This is a genomic window from Paenibacillus germinis (assembly GCF_013141785.1).
GTDB classification, from domain to species: Bacteria; Bacillota; Bacilli; order Paenibacillales; family NBRC-103111; genus Paenibacillus_E; species Paenibacillus_E phytorum.
The window spans coordinates 95,366-112,907 of the sequence record NZ_WHOC01000137.1 but is presented as its reverse complement, the minus strand read 5'-3'; the positions used below and the strand labels follow the sequence as shown (position 1 = coordinate 112,907).

General features: G+C 45.3%; 14 protein-coding genes. 1 reads left to right on the top strand and 13 read right to left on the bottom strand.

Going from position 1 to position 17,542, the window contains the following annotated elements; translation table 11 throughout:
- Nucleotides 1–161: 161 nt before the first annotated feature.
- From GC102_RS25210 to GC102_RS25150, 13 genes are all read right to left on the bottom strand, one after another.
- On the bottom strand, nt 162–1,736 hold the full coding sequence (locus GC102_RS25210; RefSeq protein ID WP_171691947.1) for a type 2 periplasmic-binding domain-containing protein: 1,575 nt from the start codon (nt 1,734–1,736) through the stop codon (nt 162–164).
- A gap of 964 nt (nt 1,737–2,700) precedes the next feature.
- Entirely contained in the window at nt 2,701–3,570 is an 870-nt protein-coding gene (locus GC102_RS25205) for a carbohydrate ABC transporter permease (RefSeq protein WP_171691946.1), read from the bottom strand.
- A 28-nt stretch (nt 3,571–3,598) separates the two neighbouring features.
- Nucleotides 3,599–4,555: an ABC transporter permease gene (locus GC102_RS25200; RefSeq protein WP_171691945.1), complete on the bottom strand. Its 957-nt coding sequence runs from the start codon at nt 4,553–4,555 to the stop codon at nt 3,599–3,601.
- Nucleotides 4,556–4,676: 121 nt separating this feature from the next.
- A complete protein-coding gene (locus GC102_RS25195) occupies nt 4,677–5,876 on the bottom strand; it encodes a glucuronate isomerase (RefSeq protein ID WP_246321114.1) in 1,200 nt (399 codons plus the stop codon).
- 809 nt (nt 5,877–6,685) lie between these two features.
- The gene (locus tag GC102_RS25190) at nt 6,686–7,306 is read right to left on the bottom strand and encodes a hypothetical protein (protein WP_171691944.1); all 621 of its coding nucleotides are present in this window, start codon (nt 7,304–7,306) and stop codon (nt 6,686–6,688) included.
- 331 nt (nt 7,307–7,637) lie between these two features.
- Nucleotides 7,638–8,669 (bottom strand): zinc-dependent alcohol dehydrogenase, encoded by a 1,032-nt coding sequence (locus tag GC102_RS25185; protein ID WP_171691943.1) that lies wholly within the window; start codon nt 8,667–8,669, stop codon nt 7,638–7,640.
- 42 nt (nt 8,670–8,711) lie between these two features.
- A complete protein-coding gene (locus GC102_RS25180; RefSeq protein WP_171691942.1) occupies nt 8,712–9,704 on the bottom strand; it encodes a hydroxyacid dehydrogenase in 993 nt (330 codons plus the stop codon).
- Nucleotides 9,705–9,737: 33 nt separating this feature from the next.
- Complete coding sequence (locus GC102_RS25175; protein ID WP_171691941.1) at nt 9,738–10,766, bottom strand: Gfo/Idh/MocA family protein; 1,029 nt, start codon at nt 10,764–10,766, stop codon at nt 9,738–9,740.
- Nucleotides 10,767–10,790: 24 nt separating this feature from the next.
- Nucleotides 10,791–12,326 (bottom strand): type 2 periplasmic-binding domain-containing protein, encoded by a 1,536-nt coding sequence (locus tag GC102_RS25170; protein WP_171691940.1) that lies wholly within the window; start codon nt 12,324–12,326, stop codon nt 10,791–10,793.
- Between the two features lie 29 nt (nt 12,327–12,355).
- Nucleotides 12,356–13,237, bottom strand: coding sequence for a carbohydrate ABC transporter permease (locus GC102_RS25165; protein WP_171691939.1), 882 nt, complete (start codon nt 13,235–13,237; stop codon nt 12,356–12,358).
- 33 nt (nt 13,238–13,270) lie between these two features.
- Nucleotides 13,271–14,236 (bottom strand): ABC transporter permease, encoded by a 966-nt coding sequence (locus GC102_RS25160; protein WP_171691938.1) that lies wholly within the window; start codon nt 14,234–14,236, stop codon nt 13,271–13,273.
- 17 nt (nt 14,237–14,253) lie between these two features.
- Nucleotides 14,254–15,051: a sugar phosphate isomerase/epimerase family protein gene (locus tag GC102_RS25155; RefSeq protein WP_171691937.1), complete on the bottom strand. Its 798-nt coding sequence runs from the start codon at nt 15,049–15,051 to the stop codon at nt 14,254–14,256.
- A 24-nt stretch (nt 15,052–15,075) separates the two neighbouring features.
- Nucleotides 15,076–16,014, bottom strand: coding sequence for a sugar phosphate isomerase/epimerase family protein (locus GC102_RS25150; protein ID WP_171691936.1), 939 nt, complete (start codon nt 16,012–16,014; stop codon nt 15,076–15,078).
- A 243-nt stretch (nt 16,015–16,257) separates the two neighbouring features.
- Between GC102_RS25150 and GC102_RS25145 the strand changes: the two genes are divergently transcribed.
- The gene (locus GC102_RS25145) at nt 16,258–17,463 is read left to right on the top strand and encodes an ROK family protein (protein WP_171691935.1); all 1,206 of its coding nucleotides are present in this window, start codon (nt 16,258–16,260) and stop codon (nt 17,461–17,463) included.
- Nucleotides 17,464–17,542 lie beyond the last annotated feature (79 nt).

The following is a 17,542-nucleotide window of genomic DNA, read 5'->3' as shown; positions in this document are numbered from 1 at the left end:
TCACCTCTCCATCGATTTGTTGCCTTCATTATAGGTATTATTTCGCTCTAACAATAAGGATAAAATTAAGATGAATATGTATTTTTTTACGATTTTTTCATAGGGAAAGACATCCCACCGCAGAATACTCTGCGTGAAGGATGCCTTTTTCAAATTGCAGCTTATTTAATATCGATCATAATTGCGCCTTGCTTCTTATTCCAACGATCAGTCGCTTCTTTGATAATTTCATTTCCGCCTTTGGCTTTATACTCTTCGATCACCTTCGGCCAATCGGTGATTGGCTCTTTGCCGTAAATCATTTTGATCATGTGATCGATAATGATTTTCGGACCTACGTCAGGCTGAGGAGCTGCAAGATCCGGGAACTTAGCGAAGCTGCTCAAATCCGGATAAAATCCGATACCTGCCAACCCTTCCTTCGATAGAACCTCATCGAATGCTTTCAAGGTCGCTTTTCCATCTTCGTTCAGAAGAAGTCTCGGTTTATTGTATGTGGAGTCATGCACCGCCCACATCGTTCCGCTGCGGAACCCTTCTTCATCTGTTTCTTCCTTCGTCGTCGGGAATTTATAAGTAATTTTGCCGCTGCTGTCCTTGGTGTAGGTATCGCCTTCAATTCCGAAGGTGAAGAAGGTTTCAGCTTCCTGAGAAACCATCCAATCAAACATTTTAATAATTCCCGCAGCTGTTTCTTGCTTCACATTTTTATTAACGAAGAAGGAACGAATGACAGGTGCATAATAGAAATATCCGCCTTTTCCTTCCGGTCCTTTAGGTGAAGGAATAATATCAATTTTTGCTCCTGGAACAGCTTGTTGGGCCTTCGTACGGTAACCTGGTAATCCTGAAGCATTTTGCGACCAGATTCCCGCTTTGCCCGACTCAATGCTTTTCGTAAAATCGGTAGAAGTGATGGTTGCGAATTCCTTTGGAATCAAACCTTCGTCATACATCATTTTGTATGTGGTGAGTGCCTTTTGAACATTTTCTACATCGAAAAATTTCGGGACTACTTGACCATTTACCAGCTCAAATTGATCCTTATAAGGCAAAACATCGAAAGCTCCTAGGATAACGTCCGCATACTTGAAGTTTTCCCTCATTTGATATGGATTCTCTACACCCATCTTCTTAAATGCCCGCAGTACATTCAGAAATTCGTCTACGGTTTTAGGAGCTTGAAGCCCAGCTTTCTCCAGTAAATCCGTACGAATGTATGTGGAACGACGGGATGGATTGCTCAAAAATTCAGGAACGCCATAAATCTTCCCTTCATACGAAACACTATCCCAAGCTGCTTTGGGTACCACTTTTAACAAATTCGGCCCATTCTGCTTCAAAAGCTCGTCCAGCGGCATGAAAACACCGTTCTCTACAGAACCTGACATCGACTTACTCCCAGGACCACCGATACTGCCAACAACGTCGGGAATATCGTTACTTGCGAACATTACGCCGAATTTGGCATCCTCCACGACCTTAACGTCCAAATCCGTATTCGTTAACTCCTCAAGCTTCAATATCCATTTATCCTTGTTCAAATCAGGTACTCGGGTATGGTATCCCGTACTGACAGTCGTTGGATAAAGCATCGAGAACTTAACTGGTGCTTTCTTCACGTTACCCGATGGCTGTGGTGAAGCATTTCCCGCTACCTTTCCATCCGAAGAACATGCGGTTAAAGCAGAAGCTGTCATTATGACAGCCAGGGTAAGACTGATCGTTTTTTTCATATAAACACCCCTTCTTTCCATTTCAAAGTGCAAGCGGTTTCACAACTCTGTATGTATCATAACGAAAAGTTGTCGTTTCCTGTATGTATAAATTTAAGACGCCATGTCATTTTATACGATTAAAGACAGCCGTTTCTGAATACCAAATACAGATTAAACAGCTGGTCAAATCCATAGTGGAGCGAGTTCGGACGTATAAGCTGCTAGTCTGAGGATCACGGGGAACGAGGAGCCGTTATTTCGGTGATTATGCCGATGCGGGGCAGGTACGCGGAACGTGAGTGCGCTATTTTGGCATTTTGCCGGTTTTACACCTCGAAAGTGGAAAATAGAGGCTCCTCGTTCCGCAAAAACGTAAAATACGCGGTTTTGAGCAAAATAAAGCTTCTACGTTCCGCTAAACTGGTGATGCCCGGTGCGGGTTGCGTTTGGGATACAGATAGAAGACTATTGATGCGGCTTATCGGTGGTAGGACTTGAGTTGTGCTCCATTATCGGAGCGAATAGTATACAGCTGAATGCGAGGGCAGGTAGATAGTTAAAAACATGTTCAGAGGTGGTGAACATTAATTGTTTGGCTACTTGGCGAAGGAGCGGCTATGGTGGAGAATCGACACGAAATAGACGGTTGAGTGCTCCTAAAAAACAATAAACTGCCCGCTCACAGGGCAGTTTCATATCGACTTGCTATTACTGTTTCTTACCCAGAAAAAGTAAGCCTTTTGTATTGTTGTAACGGTCCGTCGCTTCTTTAATGATCTCGTTGCCGCCTTTGGTTTTATACTCTTCAATGACCTTTTTAAGGTCCATTAGGATCCGTTTGCATTTTCAAACGGTTAACCGTACTTTCATGGGAGGAGTGCAGCGTACCACGGTGATCCTGCTCCTCTTGTTCTTGCGGCTGGCGACGAGCGCGACACATGTAACTTTTTTCAAAAGAACCCCTTCATTCCAAATGAATATATCAGGATTTCACTGAACCTACCATCATCCCTTGGATAAAGTGCTTTTGCAGGAACGGATATACACAAAGGATGGGGATCGTAGCCACGACAATAACCGCCATCTTAATCCCTTCCGGTGAAAGTAATAGCATTAATTCCGAAGAAACGTCCGATTGCCCCATTTGATCTGTAAATACAATTTCTCTTAGCCGCACTTGCAGTGGAATCCAATTGCGATGATCGATATAAAACACAGCCTCGGCATAACGATTCCAATGACCCACCGCATACATGATGCCCATCGTAGCCATGGCAGGTTTAGAAAGAGGCAGTACAATATTCCACAATATTCGAAACTCGCCGCACCCGTCAATTCTGGCCGAATCCAGCAGCTCCGTAGGTAGGTTTAGGAAGAACGAGCGCATAACGAATAAATTAAATGCGCTAATCGCCATAGGAAGCATTAAAGCCCAAAGCGTATTAAGAAGCCCTAACTGTTTCACCAACAAATAGTTCGGAATTAACGGTGCGCTGAAAATAAGGGTAAACAGCACCATCACCAGAATGGATTTACGGAACAAATATTCAGGTCTAGATAAAGGATAAGCTAGCGTAGTTGTCATAAATAAATTGATCAAGGTTCCAAAAACCGTAATAATAACACTATTTCGAAACCCAAGCCATATCGTCGGGTCCTGTAAAATAAGTTTATAGCTTCCCAGTGTGAAGCCAACTGGCCACAACGATACTTTCCCCGCATTAATGGCAGCGTTATTACTTAAGGACTGTGCAATAATGTGAATAAGGGGAAGCACCATGCTCAATCCGAGGATACCTAACAAAATGATATTGAATAAATTAAAAATTTTATGGCCTCTTGTCATAATCATAGCGATTCACCTCCGGTCTCCTTCCGTATCAGTACAAACCTTCCCCGGTCATCTTTTTACTAAACGTATTACTGATCATGATCAACATAAGACCCACAACCGACTTGAACAACCCGATGGCGGTCGTGTAGCTATATTGCCGATCAACAAGACCTGCCCGGTACACAAACGTATCGATAATCTCTCCATTCTCATTGTTAAGGGGGTTAAGAAATACAAAGACGCGTTCAAAACCGAAATCGAGAAAATTACCAATTTGCAGCAGGAATAGAATAACAATCGTAGGTAGAATACTCGGAATCGTTATGGAAAACACTTGACGAATTCGACTGGCTCCATCAATTTGTGCAGCTTCATACAGATCGGGATTGATGCCAGCAATTGCGGCCAAATAGATGATGGTGCCCCAACCGCTATCCTTCCACACCCCAGAACTGATTAGAATGGTCCGAATATACGTATTCTCCCCTAAGAAATAAATAGGCTCGACACCAAATAAGGACAGCAAGTGATTGACGATTCCCGTTGATGGCGATAATACCCCTACAACAACTCCGCCTACGATAACCCATGACAGGAAATGCGGCATATAGACCACCGTTTGAACAATCCGCTTATACATCATCACCCGCACTTCGTTGATGAGAAGAGCCAGAATGATCGGAACCGGGAAAGCGAAGCACATATCGTAAATACCGATTAGTATCGTATTTTTGAGAATCTGAAGGAAATCTGTATACTCGAACATTCGTTGGAAATTTTCTAAGCCTACCCATTTACTTCCTTTAATTCCTTTGAAAATGTTGTAGTTTTGAAACGCGATGACGGAACCGAATAACGGGATATATTTAAAAAGTAAGAAATAAATAATTCCCGGTAATGAGATCACATAGATCGGCCAATGTTTTCGTATAAAAGCCCATTTCTGACTCTGCGATGAGAAATCGTAAACGATTCGATCGGATGGCTGAATTTTACTGGCCATGTTGTCCTCCCCTTCTTGCATGCTGCATCAATTTGACTTCTTCATCTTACTAGGGTTGTCCGGAGGTAGCGATGGTGAAACTTATAGCGCTTTGTGTTTTTTTACGATTGGTAAAACAGAATCAATGAGCGATGCCATAGCGCTTTGCTGCACTTCCATACAGCCAATTCTCCGCTACAAACAAAGCCGTGTCATGATCAATCCAACCTGCTTCGACTTGCCCCCACAGGAAATCGCTCACAATCCGTTTGACAAGCAAAATCTTGCCGTAGCTCCACTCCATACAGCGGGCATCAGATACGATGAGCGAGCTTTTGATTGCCGGAAGTGCTTCTAACCGGTACTGCATACTATCTCGGTACGTGCTCGTCCGAAAGTTAAACCACCAATGTCCGCCCACATGAACATTCGGAAAATTCCATGCCGCTTGCACAATATCCAGATTGTTGAGCTCTGAGGCTACCACAAGCTCGAAGGTACAGGCATAAGCCTCAAACAAAGCAGATAGCTTCAAGATACGGGCCGTGTCATTGACCGGAGTGACTGTTCCACACCAGGAACGTTCCACGCCGAGAAACAACTGAATGAGAAGTCCCCTCTGCTCAGCAGCGGCACCTAATTCGTGCAGAAGCATCATTAATATCTCATCCTTCGTGCTGCCTTGCCCGATCACAACCTTGCGGTTCGCCTTGGATTCATAGCTCGGCAATGTGGTCATGATACCCACGTAACCGGCTTCCTTGTAATCGTCGAGTAGTTGCGTAAGCTTCTCACGCGCTTGAGCGAATGCTGCAGCTGGGTCATGCGACAGCTCAACTTCTTTGACCCACCCGCCCAATTTCCCGTCAATTCGCGGGATCAGTATGGCGTTCTCTCGCATGCCTTGGAACTCTGCATGCTCGGGTATATTCACAACGAACCTACGAACGTTCATACGGTCTGCAACTTCTTGCGCCCACGTGACGCTTTGCGCGGTCTGTTTGACCGCAGCGTCGGCTTTCAATACTGAGGCTGCGTCGCTGATCACAATGCCATATAGATTTTTAAAAATTTGGGTCAACACCACATTCATCATCGTGTTTTTTGAACCATGGTAAGCTTCCAAAAAGGCAGCAATACGTATATCCTCCGGGAGCTCCATGGCATTCGCCGGATAGCCCGCAGCCTGCAGTTCGCGAAACAACCAGAAATAATGCGCAATCTCCCAGAAGTCGCTAGCACAGAGACGATCCCCCACAAGGTGGGTGTGAGTATCCAAAACAGGCAGCTGCATGATACGTTCCTCAAACGCTTCCTTACCGTGTTTCATCTCCATATTCATTCCTTTTCCTCCTCCTGTAACAACTATGACCTGATGGTACAATGGTTGGTCTATCTGTTCCATGGGATAACTTCCGCTGGGTTGTGATTTTTTATGATGTAACTCAAAAACTCTTTATTCAAAACAAAAAAAGAGAGCTTACGCCATCCTTCGTCGATTTTTATAGGTTGATGCAGCTCAGATTATGTATATGTTTAAACATTTACTTGCTAATCCGTGTAATGTTGTATTTTCTACAACTTTAGACAGGCAAATCCACGTTTTCCACGCGATTGTTGTAAAAAATACAACAATTCCAGCCAAAAGTAGCTCTATCGACACGGAAATAAGCTAAATTGTTGTACAGCGTACAACATCTGGAGCTTTAACAGAAAAAATCAAGCAAATTGTTGCACAAAGTACAACTTCGCGAATCCTGGGCGTAATTGAATGGCTAATTCTCCATTTCTTCAAAAAACCAACAAACACAAGCTAGGAAACGAAACACTTAGATCAAAAAAATTAGAAAACAAAACACCAGAAAACAAGCATCAGAAAAAGTATGCCACCTACCGAGTCTAATGCTTATGCATATATCCATATTCTCACTCGACTCAGTAAAATCAATTGCTAACCATGCCAAATTTGCCGGAAGCTTAAACCTCCCCTAACCCAATATCATTTAATAGAAAAAATCATCATTCGGGTGATGAAGCGCAATCACTTATCCCCAACTTTATGCACACCTTATCCACAGACTGCGAAAATCATAAAAGTTCCTATACAACAAAAAAACCACCAACATCATGGTGGTTCTAGCCATTATTAAACTAGCAAAGGGCTATACATGCGGCTTGTGCAACTGCACAGGCAATTACGCAAGGTGGGAAAATTACCGAGCAAGCGGCCGAACAGGCAGCTCCAGCGGCAATACAGGCAATCTGACATGCTCCTTGCGGTGGTAATTTATCGAGGAAGGCTTGGACTTCTTTGGTTAATTTGTTTGAAACTAAACGCAGGGCCCTCTCCAGTTGCGGACTGACCGTTATTGTTAACGTGCCACCGTTTTTAAATTTGATAGAATCGGGGCCTTTACATTTCCCGTTATTACATCGAATAGTGAAGGGAACGATCTGCTTTCCATCGACAAATCCGCTAACATTCGAAGTGTTTCCATTCGTCGTAATACGGAATCTAGCTGTCGTAAGTCCTCGAATTTCTTTGCCGAAAAAAAGGGTAACTATTGTTGTCTTACTACCTACAGCTCTCGTCCTAATAGTTGCTAGTTTGTGACCGTTCAGCCGGAAATCGATCAGGTTACTCAACACCCCGCGATCCAGATTCGTGATGGATAAGAAAGCTTCGTTCAGAGTTCCTACACCTTTCGTACTAACACTTGTGTTAGCAAAAAAAACGCTAGTTCCATTGACTCGTTTTAATTGAACTGTCACTACACAACGCCTCCTTTTTCAAGATATCTTATGTGAAAAAAGGAGGCGTGGATTGGGGTGGAGCCTGTACACACGATAATTGAGGATCGTACACCTTAAGTCAATTAACCTATGAATATTTGAAAAAAACTTAGAGTAATAAGAGAGTAATCATCCGAGAGCTAGAGTTTATCCCTTAAGAATTTGATCGATAAGATCCAAATCCTCCTTCTATAACAACTATGGTTGCTCTATCCGTTCCATGGGATAACTTCCGCTGGGTTGTGATTTTTTATGATGGCTTCCGGTCAAGAGACAAAAAAACCGCCCTTGGGGGCGGTTTTTCTTGATGCTATTTGACCTCACAATCAATCATAACATGAATAGTATCTCCTTTATGTTCATTCCGCAATTGGAATGCCCGGGCGACTTCCGCGAGTGGAACGACGTGCGTTATCATTTCCTCGGTGTTAACTAACCCGTCAAGGACCAGCCGCAGCCCTTCATCGAAATAGCGTCGGTTGTCGATGTCGCGCTTAGGTTCCGTTGAAAGGATATCCAACCGTTTTTTATGAACCTTGAAGAAATTAACCGGCTTGTGACAGGTGCCGATGCAACCGTACATCACAATACGTCCGTTCTGCGCTGCTGCATTGATAGCGTCTACCATCCCTGCTCCTTCCAGAAGACAAGGAATGACCACGTCAAAGCCGTCCGGGAAGTCTGCTCCCACGATATCCATGGTATCCGCATGTTCATGAGGGATTTTATAAGTATGCGTGGCGCCATATTTGCGTGCTAGCGCCAGCTTTTCGTCAAACAAATCCGTTACGACCAAATTTCGCGGGCTAAACATATTGATGACTTGGGTCATCACTAAACCACTGACACCCTGCCCAGTGATCAGCACGTTCTTATTAGGGGAAATGTCCCCGAGTTCTGCTGCATGGATGATTCCCGGAAGCACTTCAATCAGCGAACCCTCGATTAACGGCAGGTCTTTGGGCAAAACCTTAAGGGAAAAAGGGGTGCAGCATACATATTCGGCAAACGCGCCCCAAACATACCGCAAAGCTACATGATCGCCTTCCTTGACGCCAATCACATTAGGGCCGACCTTATCAATAACCCCTGCGACTTCATGTCCCAGTCTGGTAGGGTACGAAATAAATTCAGGCTCGCGCGCACCACGGAATACCTCAACGTCACTACCGCAAATACCGACCCACTTGACCTTGACGCGTACTTCGCCTTCCTTGGGTTCCGGAATTAAAGCCCTTCTGACACTAATCTCTCCAATGGCGTCCATAACCGCACACATCTGCGTACCGGGACCATCATATTCTACCAATTCCATAGGAGGAACGGACATTTTTCTAACCATCTGCGTATTTCTCCTTCCGATATAAAAGGACTCTGTAACCTGTTAGGCCATAACTTCCCACATTTTCTCGTTTACTTCATACGTCGTCTTTTCTTCACGCAAGCTTCTGATGATGTCTTCGACAACTTCCTCCATCAACGCAAGATGCCCTTGTACAGAGGCTCCGGCAATATGGGGAGATAGAAGGACATTCGGCAGCGACCGGATAGGATGATCCACAACAAGCGGCTCCTTCTCAAACACATCAAGTGCGGCAAAGAATCGTCCGCTTTGAAGCCCTTCCATAAAGGCTTGCTCATCCACCACAGGACCTCTGGAAGAGTTGATGAAAACCGCACCATCCGGAATAAGTGCCAGCAATTCACGGGTTAGCATTCTTTCCGTAGCGGGAAGCTTTGGCGCGTGCACCGAAATGATAGGGCAGCTCATGACTTCCTCTAATGTAGCCCTCTTAGCATTCAACCGGACTGCCGCTTCTTCCGTCAAATAGGGATCATAAATGAGAACATTGACTTGAAACGGCGCAAGCAGCTTGATAAAAGCGCGAGCCGTAGAGCTAGCTGAAATGATGCCGACCGTGCTGCCGGTAAGCTCCCTGCCCTTCAAACCGGCAATCTTCCATCTCCCGTCCCGCATCGTGGAATCGAAAGCAGGCAAATACCGCAGAGAGGCAAGCAGCGCTGCCAAGCAATATTCCCCTACACTTTGCGCGATCCTTGGAGCTGCAGAGAATACTTTAATTCCTCGAGAGAAAATCTGCTTCGGAACAAGGTTCTTCACTGTTCCGGCCGCATGGCCAATGGCTCTAAGCTTGACGGCCTTCTCTAGCATTTCGTCGGTCAGGCTGGGGGATCCCCAACTGGAAATAATCACTTCCGCATCCGCAACCAGCGCTGAAAGCTCATCCTGTGTATAGTCGCGTCCTGTCTCATTCCACACCGGCTCGAACTGTTCATTTATTCTCACACGGCACGCCTCCGAGCATACTTCGTCCAAACGAGATTGCGGTGAAAGCACCAAGGTTTTTAACTTCATTGCAAAAGTCCTCCTTCGTTTTTCCCTCAAGGATTAGAGCTGCACAACCTGACCAGTCCGCATCGATTCAAAGCAACCGTCGATGACCTTCATCACCTGGATGATTTCCCGGCCTGAAGCCAGAGGTTGACGTCCCTCTCGTATGGCGCCCACAAATTCCTCAAGCTGCCATGTGAAATTAGAGAAAGTGGTTTCACAGGTTTCCAGCTTCTCTCCATTCAAACTAAGCTCATATTCATCTTTCAGATGCAGCAAGCCGTTCGAACCGATTAAATATCGGTCGTAAATGCTGTTCTGCGTAGACCATATACGCTTTGCTGTAAGACCCACTTCATCCGTCGGGCGACAGCCTGCATTGAACGACATTAACACATTCGCCATCCGGCCTTCGCCAAAATTCATGGAAATGGCGACTTCATCCTCCCCGGTCCAATTCGGGTTGTTGGAATGTCCCTGAGCATAGACCGACAGGGGGGCTCTGCCGTAAGCCCATAGTATATAGTCAAGAATGTGGCTTCCCCAAAGCGGAATAATAAATCCGCCGATTTTCGATTCGTCCTTCCACCAATCTGCTGCCGGCTTATCCATATGCGCCAGAAGCATTGCGTTGATATTGATCAAATCGCCGATTGCCTTCTCTCTCACCTGACGAATCGATTCCATTACCGGTTTATAAAAACGGCGGCTTTGCCCGATCATTAAGGTGACGTTATTTGCTTCCGCAGTTTCTGCCATCTCCTCTGCTTCCTGCACATTCATCGCCATAGGCTTTTCAACCAGCACATGCTTGCCGGCACGAAGCGCCTTAATCGAATATTCCGCATGAATATTATGCGGTAGAAGCAGCAGGAAAGCGTCGATATCTGGATCATTGACCGCGTCATCATAAGAAGTATAGGTTTTCACGCTTTCCCACTTTTCGGCTTCCTGCCGCAGTTTACTTTCATCACGGGTTACCAGCGCAACCAACTCAATTTTTTCAGCCAGCTCCCGTACTGCCGGAAGATGGGACTTCGATACGCGTCCCAATCCGACAACGGCCAATCGCAATTTTCGCAGCATGGACTCTCGACTCCTTTTCTCTATTTATTTACCGTTTTTTCTGTCCTGATAGGCCTTATTGAACTCATCAATCATCTTCATGTAATTGGCGTCCGCTTTGAACGTTTTAACCATAGCATCCCATGATTCGATCGGTTCTTTACCCATGATCACTTTAACTTTCATATCGTCCATCTTCTTCTTGAAGTCCGGTCCCATTTTCAAATCGATATCGGACAACAAACCGAACGATACATCCGCAACACCGTACTTTGATCGTTCGTCAATGATTTTTTTGTTGCGTTCGACGATTGCTTTTGGCATACCAACGCGGTAGGCCCATAGGTACGGATCATATCTTTCGAAGATTTTACCGAACGAGCTTTGCGAAACACTATCTTTAACTGCTTGCTCTGTTGCCGTTTTGAAGCCGTCTACTACCTTAAAGTGGATATCCTTAAGACCATAGCAGGCCAATTCAAAGCCTTCCTCCGATGCACCGTAATCCATCAATGCCAATATTTTTTTCATTTTGGCTTCAGGAACTGTTTTCGGGATCACGTATAGTCCAGAAACGCCAGTATTTGTGTGAACCATTTTACCGTTCGGGCCTTCAAGATAAGTCATAGCAACAAAATCGGCTTTCGGATCAAGCTTTTGTGCGCCTTCTGTTGAACGGTACACACCTTCCGTCGTATCCGCTTGGACGCCGACTTTACCTGCTTTTGCCATGTTTTCAAAGTCAGTGGTTTTCATAGCAATGAAATCTTCAGGCAATATTTTATCTTTGTACATCTTGTTCAGATAAATAAGTCCGTCTCTTGTTCCCTGTTCCAGATCCGTGTCAACCAGCTTGCCCCCCACTTCTTTCCATTTACCGTTGCTTTTGTTGAAAATATCAATAACCCTTTCCCAGTTCTTGCCATTATATCCATATGTGTCTGCCTTGCCATTCTTGTCAGGATCTTTGTCCACAAATGCCTTTAGAGCTGCATAGAACTCATCCATGGTGTTAGGCATTTTCAGCCCAACATTATCCAGCCAATCTTGTCGGATATTGAAGAAGTTGCCTCCTTGTAGCGGACGTACCGACGGCAAGATATATTGTTTGCCATTGATTTTCGTAATGTCCATAATTTCTTTCGGATAAGCCGACAAGTTTTTATAATCCTTCAAATAAGGCGTCAAATCCCAAAAAGCGCCTTGTTTAATCATGGTGATCGCCTGAGTTTGTTTAAAGTCCTTGATCTTCATCAGATCAGGTATGTCGCCTGAGGCCAGTATGACGTTTTGCTTTTCTTCCCATGCGTTTGGAGATGCCCAGGTGATATTCAGCTTGGTATTCGTGCGCTTCTCGAATTCCTTCGTAACCGGATTATCAGCTGTCGGAGGTTCTGGTGTGCTAAACTCTGTGAAAATGCTGATTTCCGTTGGTTTACCGACATCAGCAGTACCAGCTGTTCCTGTTGTTGAAACTGGGGCTGCGCCGCCGGAACAAGCCGACAGGACCGATGCTGCCATGATGAATGTTAAAGATACAGGCACCGCTTTAGATGTAATGACCCTTCCTTTTTCTTTCATATTAACCCTCCTCATTCATTTTAAAAAGATTATCCTTTCACCGAACCCAGCATGACACCTTTGGCAAAATGCTTTTGCAGGAACGGATAAACACACAGGATTGGAAGCGTCGCTATAACGACAGCAGCCATCTTTAAAGTTTCGGTAGGGATATTTTGTTGTGCCATCATCTCTGCCGCAGCCGATCCCCCCGCTTGAGTCGATGAGTCGATCAACATATTGCGCAGCACGAGCTGAAGCGGCCACTTGGCATGATCATTGATGTATAATACGGCACTAAAGAATGTGTTCCAGTAAGCCACAGCGTAAAATAATCCGAATGCGGCAAGTGCAGGAAGTGAAAGCGGAAGAACGATCCGAAAGAAAACGCCGATATCGGTCGATCCGTCGATGATAGCGGATTCTTCCAACTCAACGGGAATGCTGTCGAAGAAGCTTTTCATCAGAATGACGTACCACCCGCTGGTCAGCACTGGCAAAATCAAGGACCAGACGCTGTTAATCAAACCCAAATCGCGAACCAGCAAGTAAGGCGGAATCAATCCCGGACTGAACAAAAGTGTGATAAGAATCAATAGCATGATTAGCCTTCTACCCTGCAACCGCTTACGGGACAAACCATATGCGAGCGCAGCTGTTACCACCAAGCTGAGTGCGGTTCCGATCGTAGCTAGAAAACCACTGATCATAGTTGCGTTCTGAAATGCTGATGTAGACAACAAATATTTGTAAGAAGCCAATGTCCATTTTTCTGGAAATAAGATATATCCTTGCTTCAGGATGTACTCTGCTGGATCCGTAAAAGAAACAACAAATACATAATAAAGCGGAAATAGCGTAATGATCGCTATAATGCTGAGCACAATGATATTCGCTGTATCAAATATGCGGTCGCCTATGCTTTGTTTCATTATTCTCACCCCGTTTCCGAAATTTAGCGGTGATTAATACACGCCTTCTTCGCCAAAACGTTTAGCCAGCTTATTGGCTGCAATAACCAGAATGAATCCGACCACGGATTTGAACAAACCGACGGCGGTACTGAAACTGAATTGTCCCTGCTGAATACCCAGACGATAAACGTAGGTCTCAAATACATCCGCGACATTGGACACCGCACCGTTCATCATCAAAAATACTTGCTCAAATCCAACATCCATAATGTGGCCGAGCTTCAATATGAACAAAACGACAATGACACTGCGGATCGCGGGCAGCGTTACGTGCCAAGCTTGCCGAATACGGTTGGCTCCATCCATTTTAGCCGCTTCATACTGCTGAGGATCCACGCCGGCAATAGCGGCAAGGAAAATGATCGTTCCCCATCCGGCTTCTTTCCAGACGTTCTGTACGGTAAGCATGATCCAGAAATTGTTTTCGTTAGTTAAAAAATCATATTTGGCAACCCCTAAACTGACTAGCATCTTATTGACAATTCCCGACGACTGCGACAACAACAAGAATGTAATCCCTGCGATGATAACCCACGAAAGAAAGTGCGGCATATACACGATCGATTGGATCCACTTTTTATAGATTGCATTGCGCAGTTCGTTCAATAAAAGTGAAAGTAAGATCGGCAGCGGGAAAAAGAACACCAAGCTCAGCAAGCTGATAGCCATCGTATTTCGAAACAGAAGGTAGAAGTCTTGGTTTGAAAAAAAGCGGATAAAATGATCAAAGCCAACCCACTGACTTCCAGTTACACCCAGGTATGGCGAGTAATCTTGGAAAGCGATGACGACTCCCCACATAGGAACATATTTGAATATCAGAAAAAACAACACGCCAGGAGCAATCAACAAATAAAGAAATTTGTCTCGTCTAAGTCCGTGCATCACATGCTTCCATCTGCTTTGCGGTGCGGTTTTTGCGAGACTGCCCACATACAATTCACTCTGAGCTGCCATGGTACTGCACCTCCTTTTTACTTAAAAAGCGACTTCGCGTAAGCAAGATCTTCGGCGATGTAGCGGTCTTTATTGTCCAAGTCCGTGTACTCCGCAGTCAAACAAACAACACCGGCATAGTTTCGTTCTTTCACATAGTTAGCAATCCGTGGCCAGTGGGCCATTCCGTGCCGTCCGGTCGTAAAATGACGCTTCCACTCCGCTGTTTCGGCTTCGGGTCCGTTGCTTCGAATAAAAAAACCGTTTTTCAAGTTCACCACAGCAAGGTGGGACCAAACGATGTCCAATCCATATTCGGGCTGCTGTCCCGCGAATGCGTCGTGCGCCGCATCCCAGACTACGCCGACATGGCCCGGGCTGAGGTTATCCATTAACCTCATAATGCCATTGGAATCGATGATAAATTTTCCATAATGCTGCTGGACGCCGACCTTTACGCCATATTTCTCGCAAAGCGGGACAAGCTCTTCCAGCTTCCGCTTGGTTCGTTCTTCTGTTGCCTTATAGCCGTCCTGATCTATGTTGACCATGATCCGGATGAGCGGCACTCCAGCCTCCGCACATGCGGCGAAAACCGCTTCATCGGTTGAAGCGGCAACGCTGTAAATTTTGACCCCTTGTTCACCGAGCAGCTTAGCGAATTCCGGCAGCGATTTCTGGGCGGTTGCAGGCTCAACCTGAAACCCGGCACGCACGGGAAGCTCGATGCCGTCAAAACCTATATCGCTTACAAAACGGGCCAACTCGGGAGCCGGTTTATCTTTCCAATGCTTGACAAAGAGTGAAAAAGAAAATGGCTTTTCCGGATTTTCCATAGTTACACTCCCTTACCGAACTTTTTATACGCTGACATTAGATTTAGTGATACTTAGCAATTGCTGCACATCTTTGTAACATTGCTGCGCCAACTCGGTATGTACGGGAAGATCAGAGCCAGGCTTGCTAACACTTTCAACGGTGAGGTAGCCACTGTACCCAATTTGCTCCAGCCCTCGGAACACTTCGTACCAATCGATGCCGCCTTGATTAATAAGACGGTGACAAAAATATTGTTCCTCCTGTTTGCCCTTTTTAGGTACGACCCGGTGATATCGGCCGATATGAGGCACATAATCGCTATATTCGAATGCCCAAGGATACTGGTTTCCTTTCAATTCCACGATGTCTTTGATATGAACATTGAAGAGGTATGGCTTTAAGCGTTTAATGGTTTCTATACCATAATCGGTCGGTACCTGATACAAGTTGACCGGATCCATAATCAGCCCTACATTACTGCGCCCTACCGCTTCAACAAAGGCGAGCGACGAATCCGCATGATCACATAGTGTTCCATGGTGCATTTCAATAACCGCCTGGATATTGCGTTCGCTTGCGGCATCAGCGCATAGTTGAAACCACTTCACAGCTTTCGCGAAATTATCCTTAGAAACCTCATCAGAATGCTGGAATCCTGGATTCAATCTCATCATGCCGCATCCGATCGTTGATGCAAAATTTAGATAGCGCTCCCATTTCAGAACCTCAGCATGATTTTCCTCCTTTGTATTACAGGCGAAATTCCCCACAAACAGTGACAGATTGATAGGTGTTAGACGATAGCCTTCAAGCAAATCTTTAATTTGCTCTGCCCGTTCTTGCGGTATATGACCGTCTTTCAACTCACCAACACCACGAATCTCGACACCCTCATAACCAATTGCAGCCGCATCTTTCAAAAAATGCTCGATCGTAGAATCATCATACATATTACCGCCTAAGACGATCATCGCTTTCATCCTATCCCCTCCATAACAGCGCTTTCATTAATATGAGGATATCATAATTCAAACGCTATACTTACGTCAAGATTTAAATTAAGTATTAATTTAAAATGAAATAAACAGCAAAAGATGTCTCTATTAAGTAAAAAAATATTGAACTTTGTTCTGTTTTTTATTAAAGTGAGTACACTACCACTATAACTTTAGGTTCAGGTATAATCGATTTAATGACATACTGATATAGCGACGGTGAAGTTCATGATAATTCCTAACAAAAGCGATCAAAAGGGCAGCAAAACCAGTATCATTCAAGCCTTGCGCATGCACGGATCCATGCCTCGGATTAAATTGACCAAAATTACGGAACTGAGCAGGGCTACCATCTCTTCCACGATTTCCGAGCTAATGGACTGGAATCTTGTAAAAGAAACAGAAAAAGCCCCATCCACGGGTGGGCGTCCAGCTATTTCTCTAGAGCTTGTCCCAGGATCCCATGGCATAATGGGTGCCGATTTAGATAATCAAGTATGGACGCTTGGCGTGTTTGACTTACTTGGCAATGTCTTGCATATGACGAAAATACCCGTCAGCTCATCCCAACCCGAGACAGCGATCCAGGAGTTGACTGATCAAACCTCAAAGTTTGTTAAGGAATTGGACATAGAGGTCATCAAATTGTTCGGTCTGGGTGTTCCGGGTCTTGTCGATACGAGACGAGGTATTATTAGGAGCGCATCAGATTTGGGCTGGTCTAACGTGGACATCGAGGAAATGGTAAGCAAAAAACTTGGTTGGCCCACCGTGGCCATAAACAGGCACCGCGCCCGTGGGCTTGCCGAATGCCGATTCGGTTCGGGAAGCGGCTACAAGCATATGATTTATGTCGGGGTCGGCTCTGGCATAGCTGCCGGAATCTTTAATGATCGGCAGTTGGTATCCGGTTCGTTTGGCGGAGCTGGTGAACTCGGGCATACTACGGTTGAACCTGACGGCCCTGTATGTCCTTGTGGGAATAATGGTTGTTTGCACCTCTATTCTACGGCTTCAGCAATTGAACAGGAAGCCCGCAGACAGCTTCGCTCCGGACAAGAGGAAAGTTTGCTTAACAGTGTAGTACAAGGAAACGACCTCCAACTTCTCCAGGCAAGGGACGTTTGCTTGGCCGCAGATCAGGGCGATGAATTGGCGATACGTGTTGTTAATCATGCCGCCACTTATCTCGGCATTGCTCTGGCTAATCTAGTCAATTTGCTGAATCCCGAGGCTATCATTCTTGGAGGATCCATCCCCAGTATGTGCAGCACCTATGTACAAACCGCCACCAAAGTTATGAAGCAGCGGTCCATGATGGCTCTATCTGTCGGAATAGCGGTAGATACCGCCGTATTGCCCGAAATCGGCGGAGCACTCGGTGCAATCAATTTTGCGCTTGATCAACATTTTTCTTTTACAATGATTCAGTAAAAACAAACCCCCACATTAGATTGCATATTCCGTTTTGCTCCATAAATATGAAAGAGCACCGACTTATTAGTCAGTGCTC

What these genes read in the sequence shown, in the direction of transcription:
- GC102_RS25160 (WP_171691938.1), bottom strand. Translation starts at nt 14,236, where the DNA reads ATGGCAGCTCAGAGTGAATTGTATGTGGGCAGTCTCGCAAAAACCGCA.
- GC102_RS25200 (WP_171691945.1), bottom strand. Translation starts at nt 4,555, where the DNA reads ATGGCCAGTAAAATTCAGCCATCCGATCGAATCGTTTACGATTTCTCA.
- GC102_RS25180 (WP_171691942.1), bottom strand. Translation starts at nt 9,704, where the DNA reads ATGAAGTTAAAAACCTTGGTGCTTTCACCGCAATCTCGTTTGGACGAA.
- GC102_RS25175 (WP_171691941.1), bottom strand. Translation starts at nt 10,766, where the DNA reads ATGCTGCGAAAATTGCGATTGGCCGTTGTCGGATTGGGACGCGTATCG.
- GC102_RS25185 (WP_171691943.1), bottom strand. Translation starts at nt 8,669, where the DNA reads ATGGTTAGAAAAATGTCCGTTCCTCCTATGGAATTGGTAGAATATGAT.
- GC102_RS25165 (WP_171691939.1), bottom strand. Translation starts at nt 13,237, where the DNA reads ATGAAACAAAGCATAGGCGACCGCATATTTGATACAGCGAATATCATT.
- GC102_RS25210 (WP_171691947.1), bottom strand. Translation starts at nt 1,736, where the DNA reads ATGAAAAAAACGATCAGTCTTACCCTGGCTGTCATAATGACAGCTTCT.
- GC102_RS25155 (WP_171691937.1), bottom strand. Translation starts at nt 15,051, where the DNA reads ATGGAAAATCCGGAAAAGCCATTTTCTTTTTCACTCTTTGTCAAGCAT.
- GC102_RS25145 (WP_171691935.1), top strand. Translation starts at nt 16,258, where the DNA reads ATGATAATTCCTAACAAAAGCGATCAAAAGGGCAGCAAAACCAGTATC.
- GC102_RS25205 (WP_171691946.1), bottom strand. Translation starts at nt 3,570, where the DNA reads ATGATTATGACAAGAGGCCATAAAATTTTTAATTTATTCAATATCATT.
- GC102_RS25150 (WP_171691936.1), bottom strand. Translation starts at nt 16,014, where the DNA reads ATGAAAGCGATGATCGTCTTAGGCGGTAATATGTATGATGATTCTACG.
- GC102_RS25195 (WP_246321114.1), bottom strand. Translation starts at nt 5,876, where the DNA reads ATGAATATGGAGATGAAACACGGTAAGGAAGCGTTTGAGGAACGTATC.
- GC102_RS25170 (WP_171691940.1), bottom strand. Translation starts at nt 12,326, where the DNA reads ATGAAAGAAAAAGGAAGGGTCATTACATCTAAAGCGGTGCCTGTATCT.